Origin of the sequence: Lysinibacillus telephonicus (genome assembly GCF_003966145.1) — a bacterium.
Lineage (GTDB): Bacteria > Bacillota > Bacilli > Bacillales_A > Planococcaceae > Ureibacillus > Ureibacillus telephonicus.
Genome location: NZ_RXNR01000006.1, coordinates 1 through 20,102, shown reverse-complemented (window position 1 = coordinate 20,102; position 20,102 = coordinate 1). Strand labels below are relative to the sequence as shown.

Annotated in this window: 15 protein-coding genes and 1 other annotated feature (1 of these 16 running past the window's edge); of the genes, 13 read left to right on the top strand and 2 right to left on the bottom strand. The window is 37.2% G+C overall.

Going from position 1 to position 20,102, the window contains the following annotated elements:
• Window positions 1-223 (top strand) — a binding site (T-box leader); it begins 17 nt to the left of the window's first position.
• Between the two features lie 117 nt (window positions 224-340).
• Window positions 341-3,100: an isoleucine--tRNA ligase gene (gene ileS, locus EKG35_RS03075; protein WP_126292854.1), complete on the top strand. Its 2,760-nt coding sequence runs from the start codon at window positions 341-343 to the stop codon at window positions 3,098-3,100.
• An 865-nt stretch (window positions 3,101-3,965) separates the two neighbouring features.
• On the opposite strand, the gene EKG35_RS03070 is transcribed toward ileS, so the two are convergent.
• Complete coding sequence (locus EKG35_RS03070; RefSeq protein WP_126292853.1) at window positions 3,966-4,379, bottom strand: hypothetical protein; 414 nt, start codon at window positions 4,377-4,379, stop codon at window positions 3,966-3,968.
• Window positions 4,380-4,530: 151 nt separating this feature from the next.
• Here EKG35_RS03070 and lspA point away from each other — a divergent pair, with 151 nt between their 5' ends.
• From lspA to pyrE, 12 genes are all read left to right on the top strand, one after another.
• Window positions 4,531-5,007 (top strand): signal peptidase II, encoded by a 477-nt coding sequence (lspA, locus tag EKG35_RS03065; protein WP_126292852.1) that lies wholly within the window; start codon window positions 4,531-4,533, stop codon window positions 5,005-5,007.
• Window positions 5,007-5,918 carry an RluA family pseudouridine synthase gene (locus EKG35_RS03060; protein ID WP_126292851.1) on the top strand — a complete coding sequence of 304 codons (912 nt, stop codon included), beginning with the start codon at window positions 5,007-5,009 and terminating at the stop codon, window positions 5,916-5,918. Before lspA ends, EKG35_RS03060 begins: the two co-directional genes overlap by 1 nt.
• A gap of 362 nt (window positions 5,919-6,280) precedes the next feature.
• Window positions 6,281-6,826, top strand: a complete 546-nt coding sequence (gene pyrR / locus EKG35_RS03055; RefSeq protein WP_126292850.1) for a bifunctional pyr operon transcriptional regulator/uracil phosphoribosyltransferase PyrR — start codon at window positions 6,281-6,283, stop codon at window positions 6,824-6,826.
• A 24-nt stretch (window positions 6,827-6,850) separates the two neighbouring features.
• Window positions 6,851-8,185 carry a uracil-xanthine permease family protein gene (locus EKG35_RS03050; protein WP_126292849.1) on the top strand — a complete coding sequence of 445 codons (1,335 nt, stop codon included), beginning with the start codon at window positions 6,851-6,853 and terminating at the stop codon, window positions 8,183-8,185.
• 342 nt (window positions 8,186-8,527) lie between these two features.
• Complete coding sequence (locus tag EKG35_RS03045) at window positions 8,528-9,403, top strand: aspartate carbamoyltransferase catalytic subunit (RefSeq protein ID WP_126292848.1); 876 nt, start codon at window positions 8,528-8,530, stop codon at window positions 9,401-9,403.
• Window positions 9,404-9,405: 2 nt separating this feature from the next.
• On the top strand, window positions 9,406-10,680 hold the full coding sequence (locus EKG35_RS03040; RefSeq protein ID WP_126292847.1) for a dihydroorotase: 1,275 nt from the start codon (window positions 9,406-9,408) through the stop codon (window positions 10,678-10,680).
• Entirely contained in the window at window positions 10,680-11,780 is a 1,101-nt protein-coding gene (locus EKG35_RS03035; RefSeq protein ID WP_126292846.1) for a carbamoyl phosphate synthase small subunit, read from the top strand. The genes EKG35_RS03040 and EKG35_RS03035 overlap by 1 nt, the downstream gene beginning before the upstream one ends.
• Window positions 11,773-14,970: a carbamoyl-phosphate synthase large subunit gene (gene carB / locus EKG35_RS03030; protein WP_126292845.1), complete on the top strand. Its 3,198-nt coding sequence runs from the start codon at window positions 11,773-11,775 to the stop codon at window positions 14,968-14,970. The genes EKG35_RS03035 and carB overlap by 8 nt, the downstream gene beginning before the upstream one ends.
• Complete coding sequence (locus EKG35_RS03025) at window positions 14,970-15,743, top strand: dihydroorotate dehydrogenase electron transfer subunit (protein WP_126292844.1); 774 nt, start codon at window positions 14,970-14,972, stop codon at window positions 15,741-15,743. Before carB ends, EKG35_RS03025 begins: the two co-directional genes overlap by 1 nt.
• Window positions 15,740-16,651: a dihydroorotate dehydrogenase gene (locus EKG35_RS03020; RefSeq protein WP_126292843.1), complete on the top strand. Its 912-nt coding sequence runs from the start codon at window positions 15,740-15,742 to the stop codon at window positions 16,649-16,651. The genes EKG35_RS03025 and EKG35_RS03020 overlap by 4 nt, the downstream gene beginning before the upstream one ends.
• A 1-nt stretch (window position 16,652) precedes the next feature.
• Window positions 16,653-17,360 (top strand): orotidine-5'-phosphate decarboxylase, encoded by a 708-nt coding sequence (pyrF, locus tag EKG35_RS03015; RefSeq protein WP_126292842.1) that lies wholly within the window; start codon window positions 16,653-16,655, stop codon window positions 17,358-17,360.
• Window position 17,361: 1 nt separating this feature from the next.
• Window positions 17,362-17,991 (top strand): orotate phosphoribosyltransferase, encoded by a 630-nt coding sequence (pyrE, locus tag EKG35_RS03010; protein WP_126292841.1) that lies wholly within the window; start codon window positions 17,362-17,364, stop codon window positions 17,989-17,991.
• Window positions 17,992-18,042: 51 nt separating this feature from the next.
• Here the strand turns inward: pyrE and EKG35_RS03005 are convergent, their stop codons facing one another.
• The gene (locus EKG35_RS03005; protein ID WP_246020147.1) at window positions 18,043-19,590 is read right to left on the bottom strand and encodes a methyl-accepting chemotaxis protein; all 1,548 of its coding nucleotides are present in this window, start codon (window positions 19,588-19,590) and stop codon (window positions 18,043-18,045) included.
• Window positions 19,591-20,102: the final 512 nt, after the last annotated feature.

Genomic DNA, 20,102 nt, shown 5'->3' with positions numbered 1-20,102 from the left:
GACAGTAATTTTTGAAAGTGATCAATAGCGAGTCGAGGATGGTGAAAGCTCGACTAAGCTTCAAAAATGAACATCACTCCTGAGCTAAATCACTGAAAAAATACATGGTATTTGATTAAGTGATTTCGTACACACGGCGTTACAGTGTCTAAGAGGCGGATTTTGTATGCAATTTCTCCGCAAATTAGGGTGGTACCACGAGTTATAGTTTCTCGTCCCTTTACTGGGATGAGGAACTTTTTTTATTTAGTATACTTATTTTTAGTACCGCAATGTTCCCTCTTAGAAAGCTATATAGTCGCATTTAAAAACAGATAATTCAATTAAGGAGGAATTTTAAATGGTAGAGTATAAAGATACGTTACGAATGCCAAAAACAGATTTCCCGATGCGCGGGAATTTGCCGGCAAATGAACCAAAAATGCAAGAAAAATGGGATGAAATTGACATTAATACACTAGTTTTAGAGCGTACAAAGGGCCGTCCAGAATATGTTCTACATGATGGACCTCCATATGCCAATGGAGATATTCATATTGGCCACGCTTTAAATAAAGTATTAAAGGACATGATTACTCGTCATCGTTCAATGACTGGCTATCATGTACCTTATATTCCTGGTTGGGATACTCATGGACTGCCAATCGAGCAAGCACTTGCAAACAAAGGTGTTAAACGTAAAGAAATGACAGTAGCTGAGTTCCGTGAATTATGTGAAAAATATGCCTATGAACAAATTGAAAATCAAAAAACTCAATTTATGCGTTTAGGTGTCCGCGGAGATTGGAAAAATCCGTATATTACATTAAAACCAGAGTTTGAATCACGCCAAATCGAAGTGTTCGGTAAAATGGCGGAAAAAGGATATATTTACAAAGGATTAAAACCAGTTTACTGGTCGCCGTCTTCTGAGTCAGCTTTGGCAGAAGCAGAGATTGAATATAAAGATATTAAATCACCTTCGATTTATGTAAGTTTTGAAATTAAAGATTCAAAAGGCGTTGTACCAGAGGATGCAAAATTTATCATTTGGACGACAACTCCATGGACTATGCCAGCAAACCTAGGTATTTCAGTAAACCCTGAAATTACTTATATCGTTGTATCAGCAAATAATAATAAATATATTATTGCAAAAGACTTATTAGAAACGGTTTCAAATACACTAGAATGGGAAAACGCTGAAGTTCTGCAAGAAGTTAAAGGGGAGCAACTAGAATATATTGTTGCAAAACACCCATTCTATGATCGTGATTCTTTAATCATGCTTGGTGACCATGTTACAACAGAAGCAGGTACAGGGTGTGTTCACACAGCTCCAGGTCACGGGGAAGATGACTATTTAGTTAGCAAAAGATATGGCTTAGACATTTTAAGTCCATTAAATGACCAAGGATGCTATACACATGAAGCACCTGGATTTGAAGGTCTGTTTTATGATGATGCAAATAAAGTCATTACTGAAAAATTAAAAGAGGTTGGTGCATTAGAAAAATTATCATTCTTCACGCACTCATACCCACATGACTGGCGTACGAAGAAGCCGGTAATTTATCGTGCGACACCACAATGGTTCTGTTCTGTAGAAGCATTCCGTGATGAGTTATTAAATGCAGTAAGCAGTACTGCTTTTACTCCAGCATGGGGTGAAACACGTCTTTATAATATGATTCGTGACCGTGGTGACTGGTGTATTTCAAGACAACGTGCCTGGGGTGTTCCAATTCCAGTGTTCTATGCTGAAAATGGGGAAGAAATTATTACACCAGAAACTATTGAACATGTGTCAAAACTATTCCGTGAGCATGGCTCTAACATTTGGTTCCAGCGTGAAGCAAAAGATCTTCTACCAGAAGGATTTACTCATCCAGGAAGTCCAAATGGAAAATTCACAAAAGAAAATGACATTATGGACGTATGGTTTGACTCAGGTTCATCTCATCAAGGTGTACTTGTAGAACGCGGAATTAAATATCCTGCTGACCTTTACCTTGAAGGTTCTGACCAACACCGTGGATGGTTTAACTCGTCATTAATAACATCTGTTGCAATTAATGGTTATGCTCCTTATAGAGGTCTTTTAACTCATGGTTTCGTATTAGATGGTGAAGGCCGCAAAATGAGTAAATCTTTAGGAAATGTTATTATACCTGAAAAAGTAATGAACCAATATGGTGCAGATATTCTACGTTTATGGGTAGCATCAGTTGACTATACTGGCGATGTTCGTATCTCTATGGATATGTTGAAGCAAATTTCAGAAGTGTATCGTAAAATCCGCAACACACTTCGTTTCCTACATGGGAATGTTACTGACTTTAATCCAAAAACTGATCGCGTCGCTTATGAAGATTTACGTGAGATCGATCAATACATGTATATGCGTTTGCAAGATGTATTAAAAACAGTTCGCAATGCATACGACCGATATGAATTTGCTTCTGTATATCATACAATTAATAATTTTGTCGCAGTTGAATTATCAGCATTCTATTTAGATGTTGCAAAAGACGTTGTTTATATTGAAGGTGTAGATAATAAAGACAGTCGTGCGATGCAAACAGTTATGTATGATACACTATTAACTTTATTAAAAGTTTTAACGCCAATTTTACCTCATACGACAGATGAATTATGGTCTTACTTAAATGAGGAAGAGCTTTCTGTTCAATTAACAGATTTCCCTGAAGTTGATGAGCGCAGCAATTTCGCTGAACTACGCACGAAATGGGAAAAGGTTATAGAAATCCGTGACGAGGTGTTAAAAGCGCTTGAAGAAGCACGTAATGCAAAAACAATTGGTAAATCATTAGAAGCGAAAGTTACAGTATTTGCTGATGAAGCTATTCAAACATTATTAAATGATTCAGCAATTAACTTTGCTCAAAGCTGTATCGTATCACAATTTGTTGTCGGTGGAAGCAAGGAAAGTGCACCAGAAAATGCACTTGTACTTGAAAAATGTGCAATCGTTGTAGAGCATGCAGATGGTGAAAAATGTGAACGCTGCTGGTCTTACTCAACAACAGTAGGTCAACACGAAAAGCATCCAACAGCATGTAAACGTTGTGCCGATGTAGTTGAGAAGTATTATGTTTAATTCTATTTAAAAAATTCGGAGCTGTTTATAAGGACTGTTCCATAAAATTAAGAAGCTGCTCATTATAGTAAAGTGAGCAGCTTTTTATATGGCAGTGTATAAGTTTGGTTAGTAAAACTTTGCCAACGAGAATTGAATCTATATGTATGTTGACCTTCTATAATTGAACTAACGAATAACTGCTGACGCAGCAAATACATCACTGAAGAGTACTATGCAATGACAAATTGAAACGGCACGTAATAAGATTGCTGTGTTGATCGAAAGGTATATAATGGAACTAAATTAGAAGATGATTAATGGGATTACAGATTTTAGATTTCTTCAGTTTTAATTAAAGTAGTACATCTTTTTCGCTTTAACTATGTATATTAAAATTGGCCTTTGTTAAATTTGTTAATTTATGGTATATTATGGAATATTATTATGCATATAAAAAAGCAAAGGTTATTAAAGATGAAAATTATATTTACAATTATTGCTAGTATAGCTTTATTTTTTAGTTATGTTTTTTGGGACTATAATAGGACGGGTAAATTTCAATGGGGCGAAAATATTCTAGACACGTTCTTTTTTATTGTAGCATTTTTTGCCCTTCGTTGGTTATTTTCTTCTTCTGTTAAAACTAAAAATGATAAAAAATAAAATATATGAATTCACTTTAAGAATTAGTATTTTTAAATGTTAAAAATTTTAAATTTGCAGCAATGGGGCTGGGACATAAGTGGATTTTTTGTAAGAATTCGCTTTTCTTATTAATAAGAATCTGAAAATTTTCACCTTAGAAAAAAACGTCATTTTTCTCATCAAGAAAAATGGCGTCTTTTAGTTTTGTCCCTGCGTCTATTATTACATACACTGTGATTTACCCTTCAACCAATTGATAATAGTACTTCCATTCACCATTATATTTTGCAATGAATATATCATTGCGTTCATTTACCTTATATAATTCAGTGCCTATTGGTAAAATATTTGCTGTAGCATTCTTAAAATCGGTTGGGTTGGAAGTGTTATATTTAATAAATCCTACTAGATCACCTTCAGTTAAAACAAGTTCATTGACCCAATCGATATTCGTCTCATAGATAATATCATCCCACTGAAAAATATCTGCTTGCGAATCATTCTCCAGGATCTCTTTTGCAGTAGGATTACCGATTGTTACTTCTGTAATAGGTACTTGTGATAATAAGGAGATATTCTTTTCTTCATTCCAACATCCCCATAGCATTAGATTTCCTAAAAGTATTATTGTAATAAATGAGTATTTTTTCAAAATGATTCCTCCTTATATCGAATAGACGTTTAATATGTATAGTTCGTTACAATTTTTCTTCACCAGAGCAACTTCTTCAACCATGTATAATTATATTTCCGTTTTGTTTTATGTTAGAATAGGAGAGATTATTGGTAAACGGGGGAATACTGTGTATAAATACTATGGTTTAGCAGCGATTGTTGTTTTATTAGATCAATGGACTAAATGGTTAATCGTAAAAAATATGGAATTAGGCGAGCAAATTATGGTCTGGGATCCATGGTTTGCTATTCTGTCTCATCGCAACCGTGGTGCTGCTTGGGGAATGCTGCAAGGACAAATGTGGATTTTTACAATCGTTACACTCGTTGTAATTGGTGGGATTATTTATTATTTTCATAAAGAAGCAAAACATAAACCACTATTTGCAGTAAGCTTAATGATATTATTAGGCGGAGCACTTGGTAATTTTATCGACCGAATTTTCCGTGGAGAAGTTGTCGATTTTATAGATGTATTAATTCCAATAATTAATTATGATTTCCCAATATTTAATATCGCTGATGCAGCATTAACAATTTCTGTAATTATGATTATTTTAGTATTGTTAAAAGAAGAACGGGAAAATAAGAAAAAGGTGAAATAATGGCAGTTGTATCAATTACAATAGAACAAGAAAATGCGGGAGAACGCATTGATAAGGCTCTTTCGTCAATTCAAGAGGATTGGTCGCGTTCTCAAATAGCCAGCTGGATTACAGATGGTATTGTAAAAGTTAATGGTGAAAGCGTTAAAGCAAAATATAAAGTAAAAGAAGGCGACGTCATTGAAGTTGACGTTCCGGAAGCAGAGCCTTTAGAAGTCATTCCTGAGGATTTAAACTTAGAAATTGTTTATGAAGATTCAGACGTACTCGTTGTCAACAAACCAAAGGGAATGGTTGTACATCCTGCACCTGGTCATATGACAGGTACTTTAGTCAATGGATTAATGTATCATTGTAAAGATTTGTCGGGCATAAATGGCGTCTTAAGACCAGGTATTGTGCATCGAATTGACAAAGATACATCTGGTTTATTAATGGTTGCAAAAAATGACCATGCACACCATTCACTAGTCGAACAATTAGTAAATAAAACGGTGACCCGTAAATATACAGCTTTAGTACATGGCCATATTGCACATGATAAAGGTACAATCGATGCGCCAATTGCTAGGGACCCAAAAGACCGCCAAAAACAAGCGGTTGTTGATAATGGAAAACATGCTGTTACCCATTTCCAGGTAACTGAAAGACTGGGGAATTACACGTTAGTAGAATGTCGTTTAGAAACAGGACGTACACATCAAATCCGTGTACATATGAACTATATTGGATTTCCGTTAGTAGGAGACCCAAAATACGGGCCTAAAAAAACGATTGATTTTGGTGGACAAGTCCTTCATGCAGGCGTGTTAGGATTCATTCATCCTACATCAAAAGAATATTTAGAATTTGAAGTACCGCTTCCAGATGATTTTGTGGCATTACTTGAACAGTTACGGCAAAATCAATAACTTTGAGAAAATTATTTCAAAAACATTATTGACTTAAGTAGGTTATAAGACTATACTGACAACAGTGAATAAATAAATAAACCCACAGAGATGGGAACTGACAAAAAATTAAATATTCACCTTTAATGGCAGTCCAGAGAGGCTGAGAAGGTACTTGTAGAAATGTAAGGGAATTTCTATGCTCTTGTGTGCAGCACATTGTTCATTTGAAGAATTCAAATGTCGAATCGTGTCCTAATAGGCAATGTTATGCTTATTATCATTAGAGAATTTCCAAGCATGCACTTTCAACATGTATATCCAACCTCTTAAGCTGGCGCTTAAGAGGTTTTTTATTTTCAAATAGGGAGGAGGAAAAAGATATGCCACAAATTACAGAACTATTGGATGGGCCGTCAATGAATCGAGCTTTGACAAGGATCGCCCATGAAATTATTGAACGCAATAAAGGAATTGATCAATGTATTTTAGTTGGAATCAAAACACGAGGTGCATTTTTAGCCAAACGATTGGCAGAAAAAATTGAAAAAATAGAAGGTCAACCAATACGTACAGGTGAACTAGACATCACTTTATACCGTGATGATTTATCAACGAAAAATGAAAATGGCGAGGCGCTTGTACAACAAGTTGATATTGATTATGTAGTAGAGGCACAAAAAATTGTTCTTGTTGATGACGTTCTATACACAGGACGAACAGTGCGTGCAGCACTTGATGCAGTAATAGACTTAGGAAGACCTTCTCAAATTCAGTTAGCGGTACTAGTAGATAGAGGACACAGAGAATTACCAATTCGTGCAGACTATGTAGGAAAAAACATTCCTACATCAAGTTCGGAGAGAATCGTCGTTCGTTTAACTGAAGTAGATGGGGAAGATAACGTAACACTACACAAAGCAGACTAACATTAAAAAAAAGAGGGAAAAAACATGGCAAATGCGGTTTTAGACATCAATGAAAAACCAACAACTGGACAATTGATTACGCTAAGTTTTCAACATATGTTTGCAATGTTCGGCTCAACTATATTAGTACCGCAGCTCGTAGGATTAAGTCCTGCAATTGCATTACTAACTAGTGGGATTGCAACAATCATTTTCTTGCTAATTACACAATTTAAAGTACCTGCCTATTTAGGTTCATCATTTGCCTTTATTGCTCCAATCTTAATCGCAGCTGGTGGGCTAGATGACAATGGAGCAAGTGTTAATCCAGGAAATGCAATGATCGGTGCTATGGCAGTCGGGGTTGTATATGGGATTGTGTCATTATTAATTTGGAAAACAGGCTACAAATGGCTAATGCGCCTTCTACCGCCAATCGTTGTTGCACCTGTCATTATGGTAATCGGTTTAGGGCTTGCCGGAACAGCGGTAGATATGGCAATGAATATTAATGTAGAGCAAGTAAATCCAGATACAGGTGTTGCTGAAATGGTGAAACAATACAGTGTCTTGCATTTTTCTGCAGCACTAGTTACATTGCTGGCAGCAATTATTTTCAATGTTTACTTTAAAAATGTATTAAGTACTATGCCTATTCTATTAGGAATCATTGTTGGATACATATATTCAGCAATTGTAGGTATTGTTGATTTTACACCTGTAAAAGAGGCATCTTGGTTTGCTTTGCCAGACTTTTTAATACCAGGTGTACACTATGACTTTAATGTAACGTTAACTATTTTACTAGCAATGGTGCCAATCGTTATTGTAACAATTTCAGAACATATCGGTCATCAGTTGGTTTTAGGCAAAGTAGTTAACCGCAACTATGTAAAGGATCCTGGATTACACAGATCTTTGCTTGGTGACGGCTTAGGAACATTTGTAAGTGCACTTATTGGTGGTCCACCAAAAACAACTTATGGTGAGAATATAGGAGTATTAGCGATAACAAGAGTATTCTCTGTTTATGTAATACTCGGTGCAGCAGTACTAGCCATTCTGTTCTCTTTCTTTGGAAAAGCAATGGCGTTAGTACAAACAATTCCAACATCAGTACTCGGTGGGATTTCAATCCTATTGTTCGGGATTATTGCATCAAGTGGTCTTCGCATGCTTGTAGAAAACAACATTGACTTTGGTAATAGCCGAAACATGGTAATTGCTTCAGTAATTCTTGTTATGGGAATTGGCGGAGCAGCCTTGAGATTTACAGATACATTTGCAATTGAAGGAATGGCTTTAGCTGCAATTGTTGGTGTTATTCTCAACTTTATGTTGCCGGGAAGAGATAAAGAAGTTAAAGAGTTAGATGAATAAAGATTACCTTTTAAAGAATTGTCCAGAGAGGCAAAAAAGGGGAATTATGGCGGCAGTGCGTTAAAATTTAACGTGCTTTGCCTTGTCATACCTCCTACGCCTCGCAAGCTTGCGAGGTTTTTTTACTATAAAGCATTGAATAATGTCTAGCTACAGCGCCCAGCCCCTCGAGGTCGCGGTCTGTCCTCGGGTCGAAAGCTAGAAAAGCTTATCGATTCCGGCCTTCCAGCGCATGGGGCTCACACGATGTGAGTCATGTCGGCGATGCCACACGATGTGGCTCCTTCGCCGACGCGGGGCTGAGCAGGGCGCTTTCGCTTTTCTTATCAGGAGGAAGAGGCAATGAGAAATTTACTTTCAATGGAACATTTATCTAATGAAGAAGTAATGATGATAATAGAACGGGCAGCACAGTTCGAGGCAGGAGAAGAAAGCGTCCTTAACCGGTCATATAATGTATCAAATCTGTTCTTTGAGCCAAGTACACGAACAAAAACAAGTTTCGAAATGGCAGAGCGAAAAGTAGGATGTACAGTGATTCCATTTGATGCTAGTTTTTCAAGTGCATTAAAAGGAGAGACAATGTACGATACGGTCAAAACACTAGAAATGATAGGGATGGATGCGGTTGTAATCCGTGCCAAAGAAGATGAATATTATAACGAATTACTTGAAGGAATTAATGTCGCAGTCATAAATGCTGGGGACGGAGCAGGTCAGCATCCTTCACAAAGCTTACTAGATTTATATACGATTTATAAGGAATTTGGTTCATTTGAAGGGTTGAATGTAACAATCGTCGGTGATATTTCTCATAGCCGTGTCGCAAAATCAAATGCAACTGCTCTAAAAAGGCTGGGTGTTAATATACGCTTCCTTTGCCCACCTGAATGGGCAGGCGATTACGCGGCCCATCATTCGTGGGATGAACTGCTTGAAGATAGCGATGTTGTCATGTTATTACGCATTCAGCACGAACGTCATATTGTAAATAAGAGCTTTTCAAAGGAAAGCTATCATGAACAATTTGGATTAACATTCGAGCGTGAAGCAAAAATGAAAAAAAATGCAATAATTATGCATCCAGCACCAGTAAATCGCGATGTAGAAATTGCTTCAGAATTAGTTGAGTGCGAGCGCTCCCGAATTTTTGATCAAGTAAGAAATGGCGTCTTTGTCAGAATGGCGATACTTGAAACAATATTGAAAGGAAGATAAACATGACGAAACATATAAAAAATATAAAACTATTAAACGAGCAAAGCGAATTAATAAACTCAAGTGTAACGATTGATAATGGAAAAATCATTGCAATTGGTGGAAAACAGCCAGAAGGTGCAGAAATTATTGATGGCAATGGGAACCTACTAGCACCCGGCTTTGTTGATTTACACGTTCATCTGCGTGAACCAGGTTTTGAGCATAAAGAAACAATCGCAACTGGTTCAGCTTCTGCGGCTAAAGGCGGCTTTACTACTATTTGTGCGATGCCAAATACAAAACCAGTGCCAGATTCAGTGGAAAACTTACAACTCATTAATGGATTAATTAAAGAAAGTGCAGTTGTTCGTGTCCTTCCATATGGTTCACTAACTGTTGCACAATCTGGTGATGAGCGGACCAATTTAGCTAACTTAAAAGCCCATGGTGCAGTCGCATTTTCGGACGATGGAGTAGGTGTTCAGCTAGCTGCAACAATGTTCGAGCAAATGAAGGATGCAGCGAAGCTTGATATGGTAGTTGTTGCACATTGTGAGGATAATTCATTAATTTATGATGGCGTAATGCATGAAGGAAAACGAAATAAAGAGCTTGGATTACCAGGAATTCCTTCTGTTTGTGAATCAGTGCAAATTGCTCGAGATGTATTACTAGCTGAAGCTGCAGGTGCTAGATATCACGTTTGTCATGTTTCGACGAAAGAATCAGTGAGAGCAGTAAGAGATGCAAAAGCAGCTGGCATCCGAGTGACAGCCGAGGTTTGTCCTCATCATCTGTTATTAGAAGAGATGGATATTCCTGGGGATGATGCGAACTGGAAGATGAATCCTCCACTGCGTGCTCTAGAGGATAAAGATTCCCTGCATGCAGCACTACTTGATGGAACAATCGACTGTATCTCAACGGATCACGCACCTCATACAGTTGAAGAAAAATGCTGTGGAATGGTTGGGGCGCCATTTGGAATTGTCGGTTTTGAAACAGCATTCCCACTTTTATATACACAATTTGTAGAGACAGGCAAATGGACTTTAAAACAATTAATTGATTGGATGACAGTAAAGCCAGCACAAATTTTCAACTTGCCTTATGGAAAAATTGAAGTAGGTGCATCAGCTGATTTGATTATCATCGATTTAAATAAAGAGCAAACAATTCATGCAGAAGAGTTTGTCTCAAAAGGACGGAACACACCGTTTAACGGATGGGCTGCAAAAGGTTGGCCAATTATGACAATTTTTGAAGGCAACATCGTCTATAAGGAGGAGAAATAATGAAAAAACGTTTATTAATTTTGGAAGACGGAACAGTTTTTAATGGTATTGCATTTGGAAGTGACCGCGCTTCCCAAGGTGAAGTCGTATTCACAACTGGTATGACGGGTTACCAAGAAACATTATCTGACCCATCTTTCTATGGACAAATTGTTACTTTCACATATCCTTTAATCGGAAATTATGGAATTAACCGTGATGATTTTGAATCGATTACTCCAGCAATTAGAGGGATGGTTTGTCGTGAGTTGGCAAAACAGCCATCAAACTTTCGAAATGACATTTCACTAAATGATTATTTATTATCTCAAGACATTCCAGGAATTGAAGGAATTGATACGCGTAAATTAACACGCATCATTCGTTCGAAAGGTGCTGTAAAGGCAATTCTTACAGCGGCAGATGAAGAAGTTAATGTAGAGGAAGTAGTTGCAAAACTAAAAGAAACACCTCTTATTACAAATCATGTAAAAGAAGTTTCTCCAAAAGCAGCATATCCGAGTCCAGGACGTGGCAAACGAGTTGTCATAATGGACTTTGGAATGAAGCATGGTATTTTACGTGAATTAAATAAACGTGACTGTGATGTGTTAGTTGTTCCATATAACACATCTGCTGAAACTATTTTAGCATGGCATCCAGATGGTATTATGCTATCAAATGGACCTGGGGACCCTCAGGATGTTACGGAAGGTATTGAAACAATACGCAACCTAATCGGAAAAGTGCCAATCTTCGGAATTTGCTTAGGGCACCAATTATTTGCACTTGCTTGTGGAGCAAAAAGTTTCAAATTACCATTCGGACATCGAGGTGCAAATCATCCAGTAAAAGATTTACGCACTGGACGTACAGAATTAACTTCACAAAATCATGGTTATGCAGTTGATGAAAAATCATTGGAAGGTACAGATCTAGAAGTAACACATATTGCCCTAAATGATGGCACGGTTGAAGGGCTGCGTCATAAAAAATATCCTGTATTTACAGTACAATACCACCCAGAAGCTTCACCTGGGCCGGAAGATTCAAATCACTTATTCGATGAATTTATCGAACTAATGGAAGTACATGCTGGGAAGGAGAAACAACATGCCTAAACGTACAGATATAGAAACTATTTTAGTAATTGGATCAGGTCCAATTGTCATCGGTCAAGCAGCAGAATTTGACTATGCAGGAACACAAGCTTGTCTTTCATTAAAAGAAGAGGGTTACCGAGTAATATTAATCAACTCAAATCCTGCAACAATTATGACAGATACTCAGATTGCAGATAAGGTGTATCTAGAACCTATTTCTTTAGAGTTCGTATCCCGTATTTTACGTAAAGAACGCCCAGATGCGATTCTTCCGACACTCGGTGGGCAAACTGGATTAAATATGGCAATTGAATTAAACAACTCTGGAATTTTAGATGAGCTAGGCATTGAAATTCTAGGTACTAAGCTAGATGCCATTAACAAAGCAGAAGACCGTGACCAATTCCGTAATCTTATGTATGAATTAGGTGCACCTGTGCCTGAATCAGATATTATTCATAATTTAGAAGAAGCAAAAGCATTTGTTGCGAAAATTGGATATCCTGTAATTGTTCGCCCGGCATTCACTCTTGGTGGAACAGGCGGCGGTATTTGCAACAACGAACAAGAATTAGAGGAAATCGTAACAAGCGGATTAAAATATAGTCCAGTTACACAATGTTTGCTTGAAAAATCAATCGCTGGATACAAAGAAATCGAATACGAAGTAATGCGAGATTCAATCGATAATGCAATCGTTGTATGTAATATGGAAAACTTTGACCCAGTAGGAATCCATACAGGCGATTCAATCGTAGTAGCGCCATCTCAAACATTATCCGACCGCGAATATCAAATGCTGCGTAATATCTCTTTAGATATTATTCGCGCATTAAAAATTGAAGGCGGCTGTAACGTACAACTAGCGCTTGATCCAAACAGCTTCAATTATTATGTAATCGAAGTTAATCCACGTGTATCACGTTCATCAGCGCTAGCATCAAAAGCAACAGGTTATCCAATTGCAAAATTAGCGGCGAAAATTGCAGTAGGTTTGACTTTAGATGAAATTATCAATCCAGTAACAGGATCAACTTATGCAGACTTTGAACCGGCACTTGATTACATTGTTGCCAAAATCCCACGCTGGCCATTTGATAAATTCGAATCTGCCAAACGTAATTTAGGAACACAAATGAAGGCAACAGGAGAAGTTATGGCTCTTGGCCGTACTTTTGAAGAGGCAATCTTAAAAGCCGTACGCTCTCTTGAAACTGGTCATACACACATTGAATTAAAGCATGCTGAAGACAATTCAGACAACTGGATTGAAAAACGCATTCGCAAAGCTGGTGACGAGCGATTATTCTTCATTGCAGAAGCAATGAGACGAGGTGTTACAGCAGAGCAAATTCATGAATGGTCTCAGATTGACTTATGGTTCTTAAACAAACTGCAAAACATTATTAATATGGAAGCATCGTTATCTGAAAACGTAAATAATGCCGAAATTTTACGCCAAGCAAAACGTTTAGGCTTTGCAGATAAGAAAATTGCTGAGCTTTGGGATACTACTGCAGAGGAAATTTACCAATACCGTAAAGAACAAGGCATTATCCCTGTTTATAAAATGGTGGATACTTGCGCTGCTGAGTTCGAATCAACAACACCATATTTCTATGGAACATATGAAGAGGAAAACGAATCAATCGTAACAGATAAACCATCCGTTATAGTACTTGGTTCGGGCCCGATTCGTATCGGTCAAGGTGTAGAATTCGACTACGCAACAGTACACTCTGTATGGGCAATTCAAGAAGCAGGTTATGAAGCAATCATTATTAACTCAAACCCTGAAACGGTTTCAACTGACTTCTCAATCTCAGATAAGCTTTACTTTGAACCATTAACAATCGAAGATGTAATGCACATTATTGATCTTGAAAAACCTATAGGGGTTGTTGTTCAATTCGGTGGTCAAACAGCAATTAACTTAGCTGATAAATTAGCAGCGCATGGTGTGAAGATTTTAGGAACAAACTTAGAAGATATTGACCGCGCTGAAAATCGTGATAAATTTGAGCAGGCATTACATGAATTAGGCATTCCACAGCCAGCAGGTGAGACAGCTGTATCAACTGAGGAAGCGCTGGAGATTGGAAAAAAACTTGGCTTCCCAGTGTTAGTGCGTCCTTCATATGTACTAGGTGGGCGTGCGATGGAAATTGTCTATAATGAACAAGAATTAGAGCATTATATGGAAAATGCAGTAGAGGCTTCTCCTGATCATCCAGTATTAGTAGACCGTTATTTAACAGGGCAGGAAATTGAAGTTGATGCAATTTGTGATGGAGAAAATGTATTAATTCCAGGAATTATGGAGCATGTTGAACGTGCAGGGGTTCACTCCGGCGACTCAATTTCTGTATATCCACCACAAAAATTAACGGATCAGCAAAAAGCAACTTTAGTTGATTATACAACACGCTTAGCAAAAGGATTAAACATTATTGGATTAATGAACATCCAATATGTATTATCGAATGGTGAAATTTATGTAATTGAAGTAAATCCTCGCTCAAGCCGTACTGTGCCGTTCTTAAGTAAAATTACAAACATTCCAATGGCTAATATTGCGACAAAGGCAATTTTAGGGCAATCGATTGTAGAGCAAGGATACCCAACAGGACTTGCTAAGGAACAAAAAGGTGTCTTTGTAAAAGTACCGGTATTCAGCTTTGCAAAACTGCGCCGTGTCGACATTACATTAGGGCCTGAAATGAAATCTACGGGTGAAGTAATGGGGAAAGATGCAACATTTGAAAAAGCATTGTATAAAGGCTTTGTTGCAGCAGGTATGGAAATCAAAACTTACGGTACAGTATTGTTTACAGTATCTGATAAAGATAAGGAAGAAGCAATTCAATTAGCAAAACGTTTTAATACGGTTGGTTATCGCATTATGGCAACAGAAGGCACGGCACAAAGCTTTGCTGAAGCAGGTGTGCAGGCTGATGTTGTTGGCAAAATCGGCTCGAAAGAAAAAACTTTACTTGATGTTATTCAAAATGGCGAAGCACAACTCGTTGTTAACACGTTAACAAAAGGGAAACAGCCTGCTCGCGATGGATTCCGTATTCGTCGTGAATCAGTAGAAAATGGTGTGCCATGTTTAACATCACTTGATACAGCAGAGGCAATGTTAGAAATTATTGAATCGATGACATTCACAGCAGAAGAAATGCCAAAAGCGGAGGTATTCCATTAATGATTCAACAAGAACGAATGGTTGTCGTTCGTCAAACAGAAATCGCTCATCACATTTTTGAACTCACTTTACAAGGTCAAATTGTTCAGGAAATGAATCCTGGACAATTTGTCCACATTCGTGTGTCGCAAAGCTTTGAGCCGCTCCTACGACGACCAATTAGTATAGCTAATATTGACAAAGAAGCAGGAGAGGTAACACTTATTTATCGTGCAGAGGGCCGTGGTACAACGATTCTATCCGAAAAGCAAGTAGGAGACGAAGTAGATGTTCTTGGACCGCTTGGAAATGGATTCCCTGTTGATGAACTTCCTAAAGGCAAAACAGCCTTATTAGTAGGAGGAGGAATTGGTGTACCGCCTTTATATGAGTTATCCAAACAGTTAAATGCACGCGGAGTTCGAACAATCCATGTATTTGGTTTTGCTACAGAAGACGTGGCTTTTTATGAGGACAAGTTTTCAACATTAGGTGAAACACATTTTGTAACAGTAGATGGGTCTAAGGGAACAAAAGGCTTTGTAACAGATTTACTTGGAGAGTTAAAGCCAGAATTTGATGTGTTCTATTCTTGTGGTCCGCTGCCAATGCTTCGCGCCCTTGAACAATTTTATCCTAATAAACCAGGCTATCTGTCATTTGAAGAACGGATGGGCTGTGGTATCGGAGCTTGCTTTGCATGTATTTGCAAAACAACAGAGGATTCAGAAAAGGATTATGTAAAAGTTTGCTCTGATGGACCAGTATTTCCGAAAGGAGTTGTTAAACTATGAGTCGGCTAAGCATTCAACTCCCAGGATTGGATTTGAAAAACCCAATTATGCCAGCTTCAGGCTGTTTTGGTTTTGGGCATGAATACGCACAGCTTTATGATTTGTCAAAATTGGGTGCAATTATGATAAAAGCAACTACAGTTGAGAAACGTCTTGGAAACCCAACTCCTCGTGTAGCCGAGACACCTGCTGGTATGTTAAATGCAATCGGATTACAAAACCCAGGGCTTGATAAAGTAATGAGTGATGAGCTTCCTTGGTTGGAGAAATACGATGTACCTATTATTGCAAACGTTGCTGGTACATTAATAGAAGACTATGTTGAAGTAGCGAGAAGAATTAGTACAGCACCGAATGTAAAAGCTTTAGAATTAAACATTTCATGTCCGAATGTCAAGCATGGTGGTATTACTTTCGGAACAGATCCAGTTATAGCACGTGAATTAGTGGAAGCGGTAAAAGCTGTTTCAAAGGTTCCTGTCTATGTCAAATTGTCGCCTAATGTAACAAATATTGTTGAAATTGCCCAAGCAGTTGAAATTGCTGGTGCAGATGGAATCACAATGATTAATACATTAATTGGTATGCGCTTAGATGAACGTACAGGTAAGCCTGTTATTGCAAACGGTACAGGGGGGCTGTCAGGGCCAGCAGTAAAGCCTGTTGCCATTAGAATGGTATATGACGTGTATAAAGCAGTGGATATTCCGATTATTGGAATGGGCGGTGTGTCATGCGTCCAAGATGTTATAGATTTCATGTCTGCCGGAGCCTCAGCAGTAGCAGTTGGAACTGCCAATTTTGTAGATCATTTTGTATGTCCGAATATTATCGATGCACTACCGAAGAAATTGGAAGAATTAGGCGTGACACATATTAAAGAACTAATTGGAAGGAGCCATCGATAAAATGAATAGTAAGCCAATCATTGCACTAGATTTCCCTAGTGAAAAAGAAGTATTCGCTTTTTTGAGTCAATTTAATGAGCCGTTGTTTGTAAAAATCGGGATGGAACTTTATTTACAGGAAGGTCCCGATATAGTGCGCAAAGTAAAGGAACATGGCCATGACATCTTCTTAGATTTAAAACTGCATGATATTCCGAATACTGTTAAATCCGCAATGAAAGGTTTAGCAAGACTAGGCGTCGATTTAGTCAATGTTCATGCAGCAGGTGGCGTCAATATGATGGAAAGTGCACTTGAAGGATTAGAGGCAGGGACTCCATCAGGTATGAAGCGTGCAAAATTAATTAGTGTCACACAACTAACATCTACAACAGAAGAACAAATGCAGCAGCAACAAAAAATCACCTTATCCTTGCTTGAATCAGTATTACATTATGCAAGTATTACAAAACAAGCAGGCTTAGATGGAGTAGTTTGCTCGGTGCATGAAGCAAATGTAATTAGAAATCAATGCGGAGAAGATTTTCTACGTGTAACACCAGGGATTCGTTTAGCTGGTGGAGAAATACATGATCAGAAACGAATAGCAACACCAGACGTAGCGCGCAGAGATGGTTCTTCTTTAATTGTAGTAGGGCGTGCAATAACAAATGCAAAAGATCCAGTTGAAGCATATAAAACAGTAAGCGAATTATGGGAGGAAAACTAAAATGTCATTACAAAAAGAAATTGCACATGCAATGTTAAAGGTTGGTGCAGTTGAGTTAAACCCGAATGAATTATTTACTTGGGCATCTGGAATAAAATCACCAATTTACTGTGATACACGTTTAACTATTTCAGATCCTATTATTCGTAAACAAATTGCAAATGGTCTTGCACAAAATATTAAGGAATATTTCTCTGAGACAGAAGTTGTTGCTGGTACTGCTACTGCTGGTATTCCTCATGCTGCTTGGGTTTCAGATATTTTAGAATTGCCAATGGTTTATGTACGTTCAAAAGCAAAAGAACATGGGCGTGGAAACCAAATAGAAGGAAAAATTAAAGCAGGTCAAAAAGTAGTCGTAGTTGAAGATATCATCTCTACTGGTGGTTCATCTATTACAGCAGTTGAAGCATTGCGTGCTGCTGGTTGTGAAGTAGTTGGAGTAGTTTGTGTATATACATATAATTTGCCTCGTGCAGAGCAGGCATTTAAGGATGGAAACGTTAAATATGTAAGTTTAACAAATTTTGATTATTTAGTAGAAGCGGCAATGGAGTCTGGAGCAATTAAATCTGAAGAGATACCATTTCTGAAGGACTGGCATAAAAAACTAAAAGCCGGGGAGCTATAAAATATTAAAGGTCAACTCAAAATTAACCAAATTTTGAGTTGACCTATTATTTTATACTTTAAACTTTTTGAGCAGTTGTTGCAGCTCGACTGATTGGTCGGATAATTCTATAGCTACATTGTTTACTCCAACCATCGTTGCTGTTTGCTCTTCTACTGAAGCAGCAATTGTTTCCATATGGTCAGCTGCATTAGTAGAACCTTTTGAAATTTCTTCAACTGAAGCTGCGACTTCTTCAGCACTTGCTGATATTTGCTGGGAAGCAGCTGAAATATTACTTATTTGGTCATTCATTAAATAAATTGCTTGTTGAATTAAGTTAAACGATTTCCCTGTTTCGGCAATAATATCGACGCCTTCATGAACGGAGTGAAGCGAGTCATTTACCGCATTTTCAACATTTTTAGTATCCGCTTTTATTAAAGTTGTTATTTCAACAATCTTACTTGCAGAGAGTTTTGATTCTTCAGCAAGCTTTCTTACTTCTTCTGCAACGACAGCAAAACCTTTACCATGCTCTCCAGCTCTAGCTGCTTCAATTGCTGCATTTAAGGCAAGTAAATTTGTTTGTTCTGTTATGTCTGTAATTACCTGTGTAATATTTTCAATTTCTTCAGACTGTTTACTTAGTTTTTGTACTAAGTTATTTACAACTGAAGAGGATTCTTTAATAATGTTCATTTGATTTTGAGCTTGCTCAACATTTTTACTTCCTATGGCAGCAGTTTCAGAAGAGTCTGTTGCATTTTGGTGAAGTGCTTGTGCTGATTCTGCAATTTTTTGAATACCAGTAGCGGTTTCATCCATTGCTCTTGCACTTTCATTTGAAGCACTTGATGAAATCTTTGCTATTTCTGCAGTTTCCTCAACTCGTTTAGCCATATCTTCCGAAGTTGCCGCCATTTCTTCAGTGCTTGCAGACAATTCTTCGGCAGCAGCCGACAATTGCTCAGTACCCGATTGTACATTGCGTATTAAAAGCTGTAGGTTAGATTTCATTTTATTAAATGCAATTGAAAGCTGACCGATTTCATCTTTAGACTTATGTATAATCTCTTTTTCAGATAAATCGCCTTCTGCAATTAAATTTGCCCTATCGACGATTTTTTGTAATGGATTTGAAATCGTACGGCGAACATAAATAATAATTATAATGCCTATTAATATTCCGACAATAATAGAAACAATAGTAATTGTTCTTGTTAATTCAACTGTTTCCTTTGCACTTGCAGAAACTTTATTTAATAAATCTTCTTGATAGTTTAAGATTTTATCAGAGTAATCGGAAATACCAGAGTTTGCTGTTTTAGCTTCTTCCACTACAACTTTGATGGCACTTTCTTTATCACCGGTGTTATAGTAATTCCACATCTTTTCTATAGCTTCGTTAAAATTATTATTATACATTGAAATTTCATCAGCATATTTTTTTAACTCATTTTCAGTTGCTTGATTACTAAGTTCCAAGATTTTATTATCCAAAAATTTTGAATATGTCGATAAGTTGTCACGTGTTTCTGGTGTATCATCAATCATAATTGCTCTTACATAAAGCCCTTGCATAGCCATTCCGAATTTTATATCATTTGCTAATTGCACTTGGGCAACTTGTTCATCAATTGCTTGTTCAACTTAGTATTAATATTGTTTATTTCTTTTATAATGAGGCTTAATGAAATGACAAATACTACTATTACAGTAAAGAAACCAATCCCGATTTTTTTTCCTATTGACATAATTCCCCTCCATAAAACAGTTTTACTGTTATTCAAATACTTATAAGATTGTAATACTTTTTATTTTATACGAGGGAATTGAACAAAATCTGAACGAAAGTAGAACGAACTAAAAAGATTAATTAGTAATTAAATTTAATAATAGATAAGCTAGAAAGTTCAAGAGAATAGAAAATCCACCCTCTTTAATAGAAAGAAGCGAAGGCAAAGCTCTATTAAAGGAGAGTGGATTTTATTTAATTATTTATTTTTTTTCACTAGTGTTGCATAAATAGTGTCATAATTTTCAGTTTACTCACCTTCCCTGTTTAGAGGCAAAAAAGTAAATACCCAATCAAAGGTGTCCCCATCCATTTGGAAATTTATTTACAATTA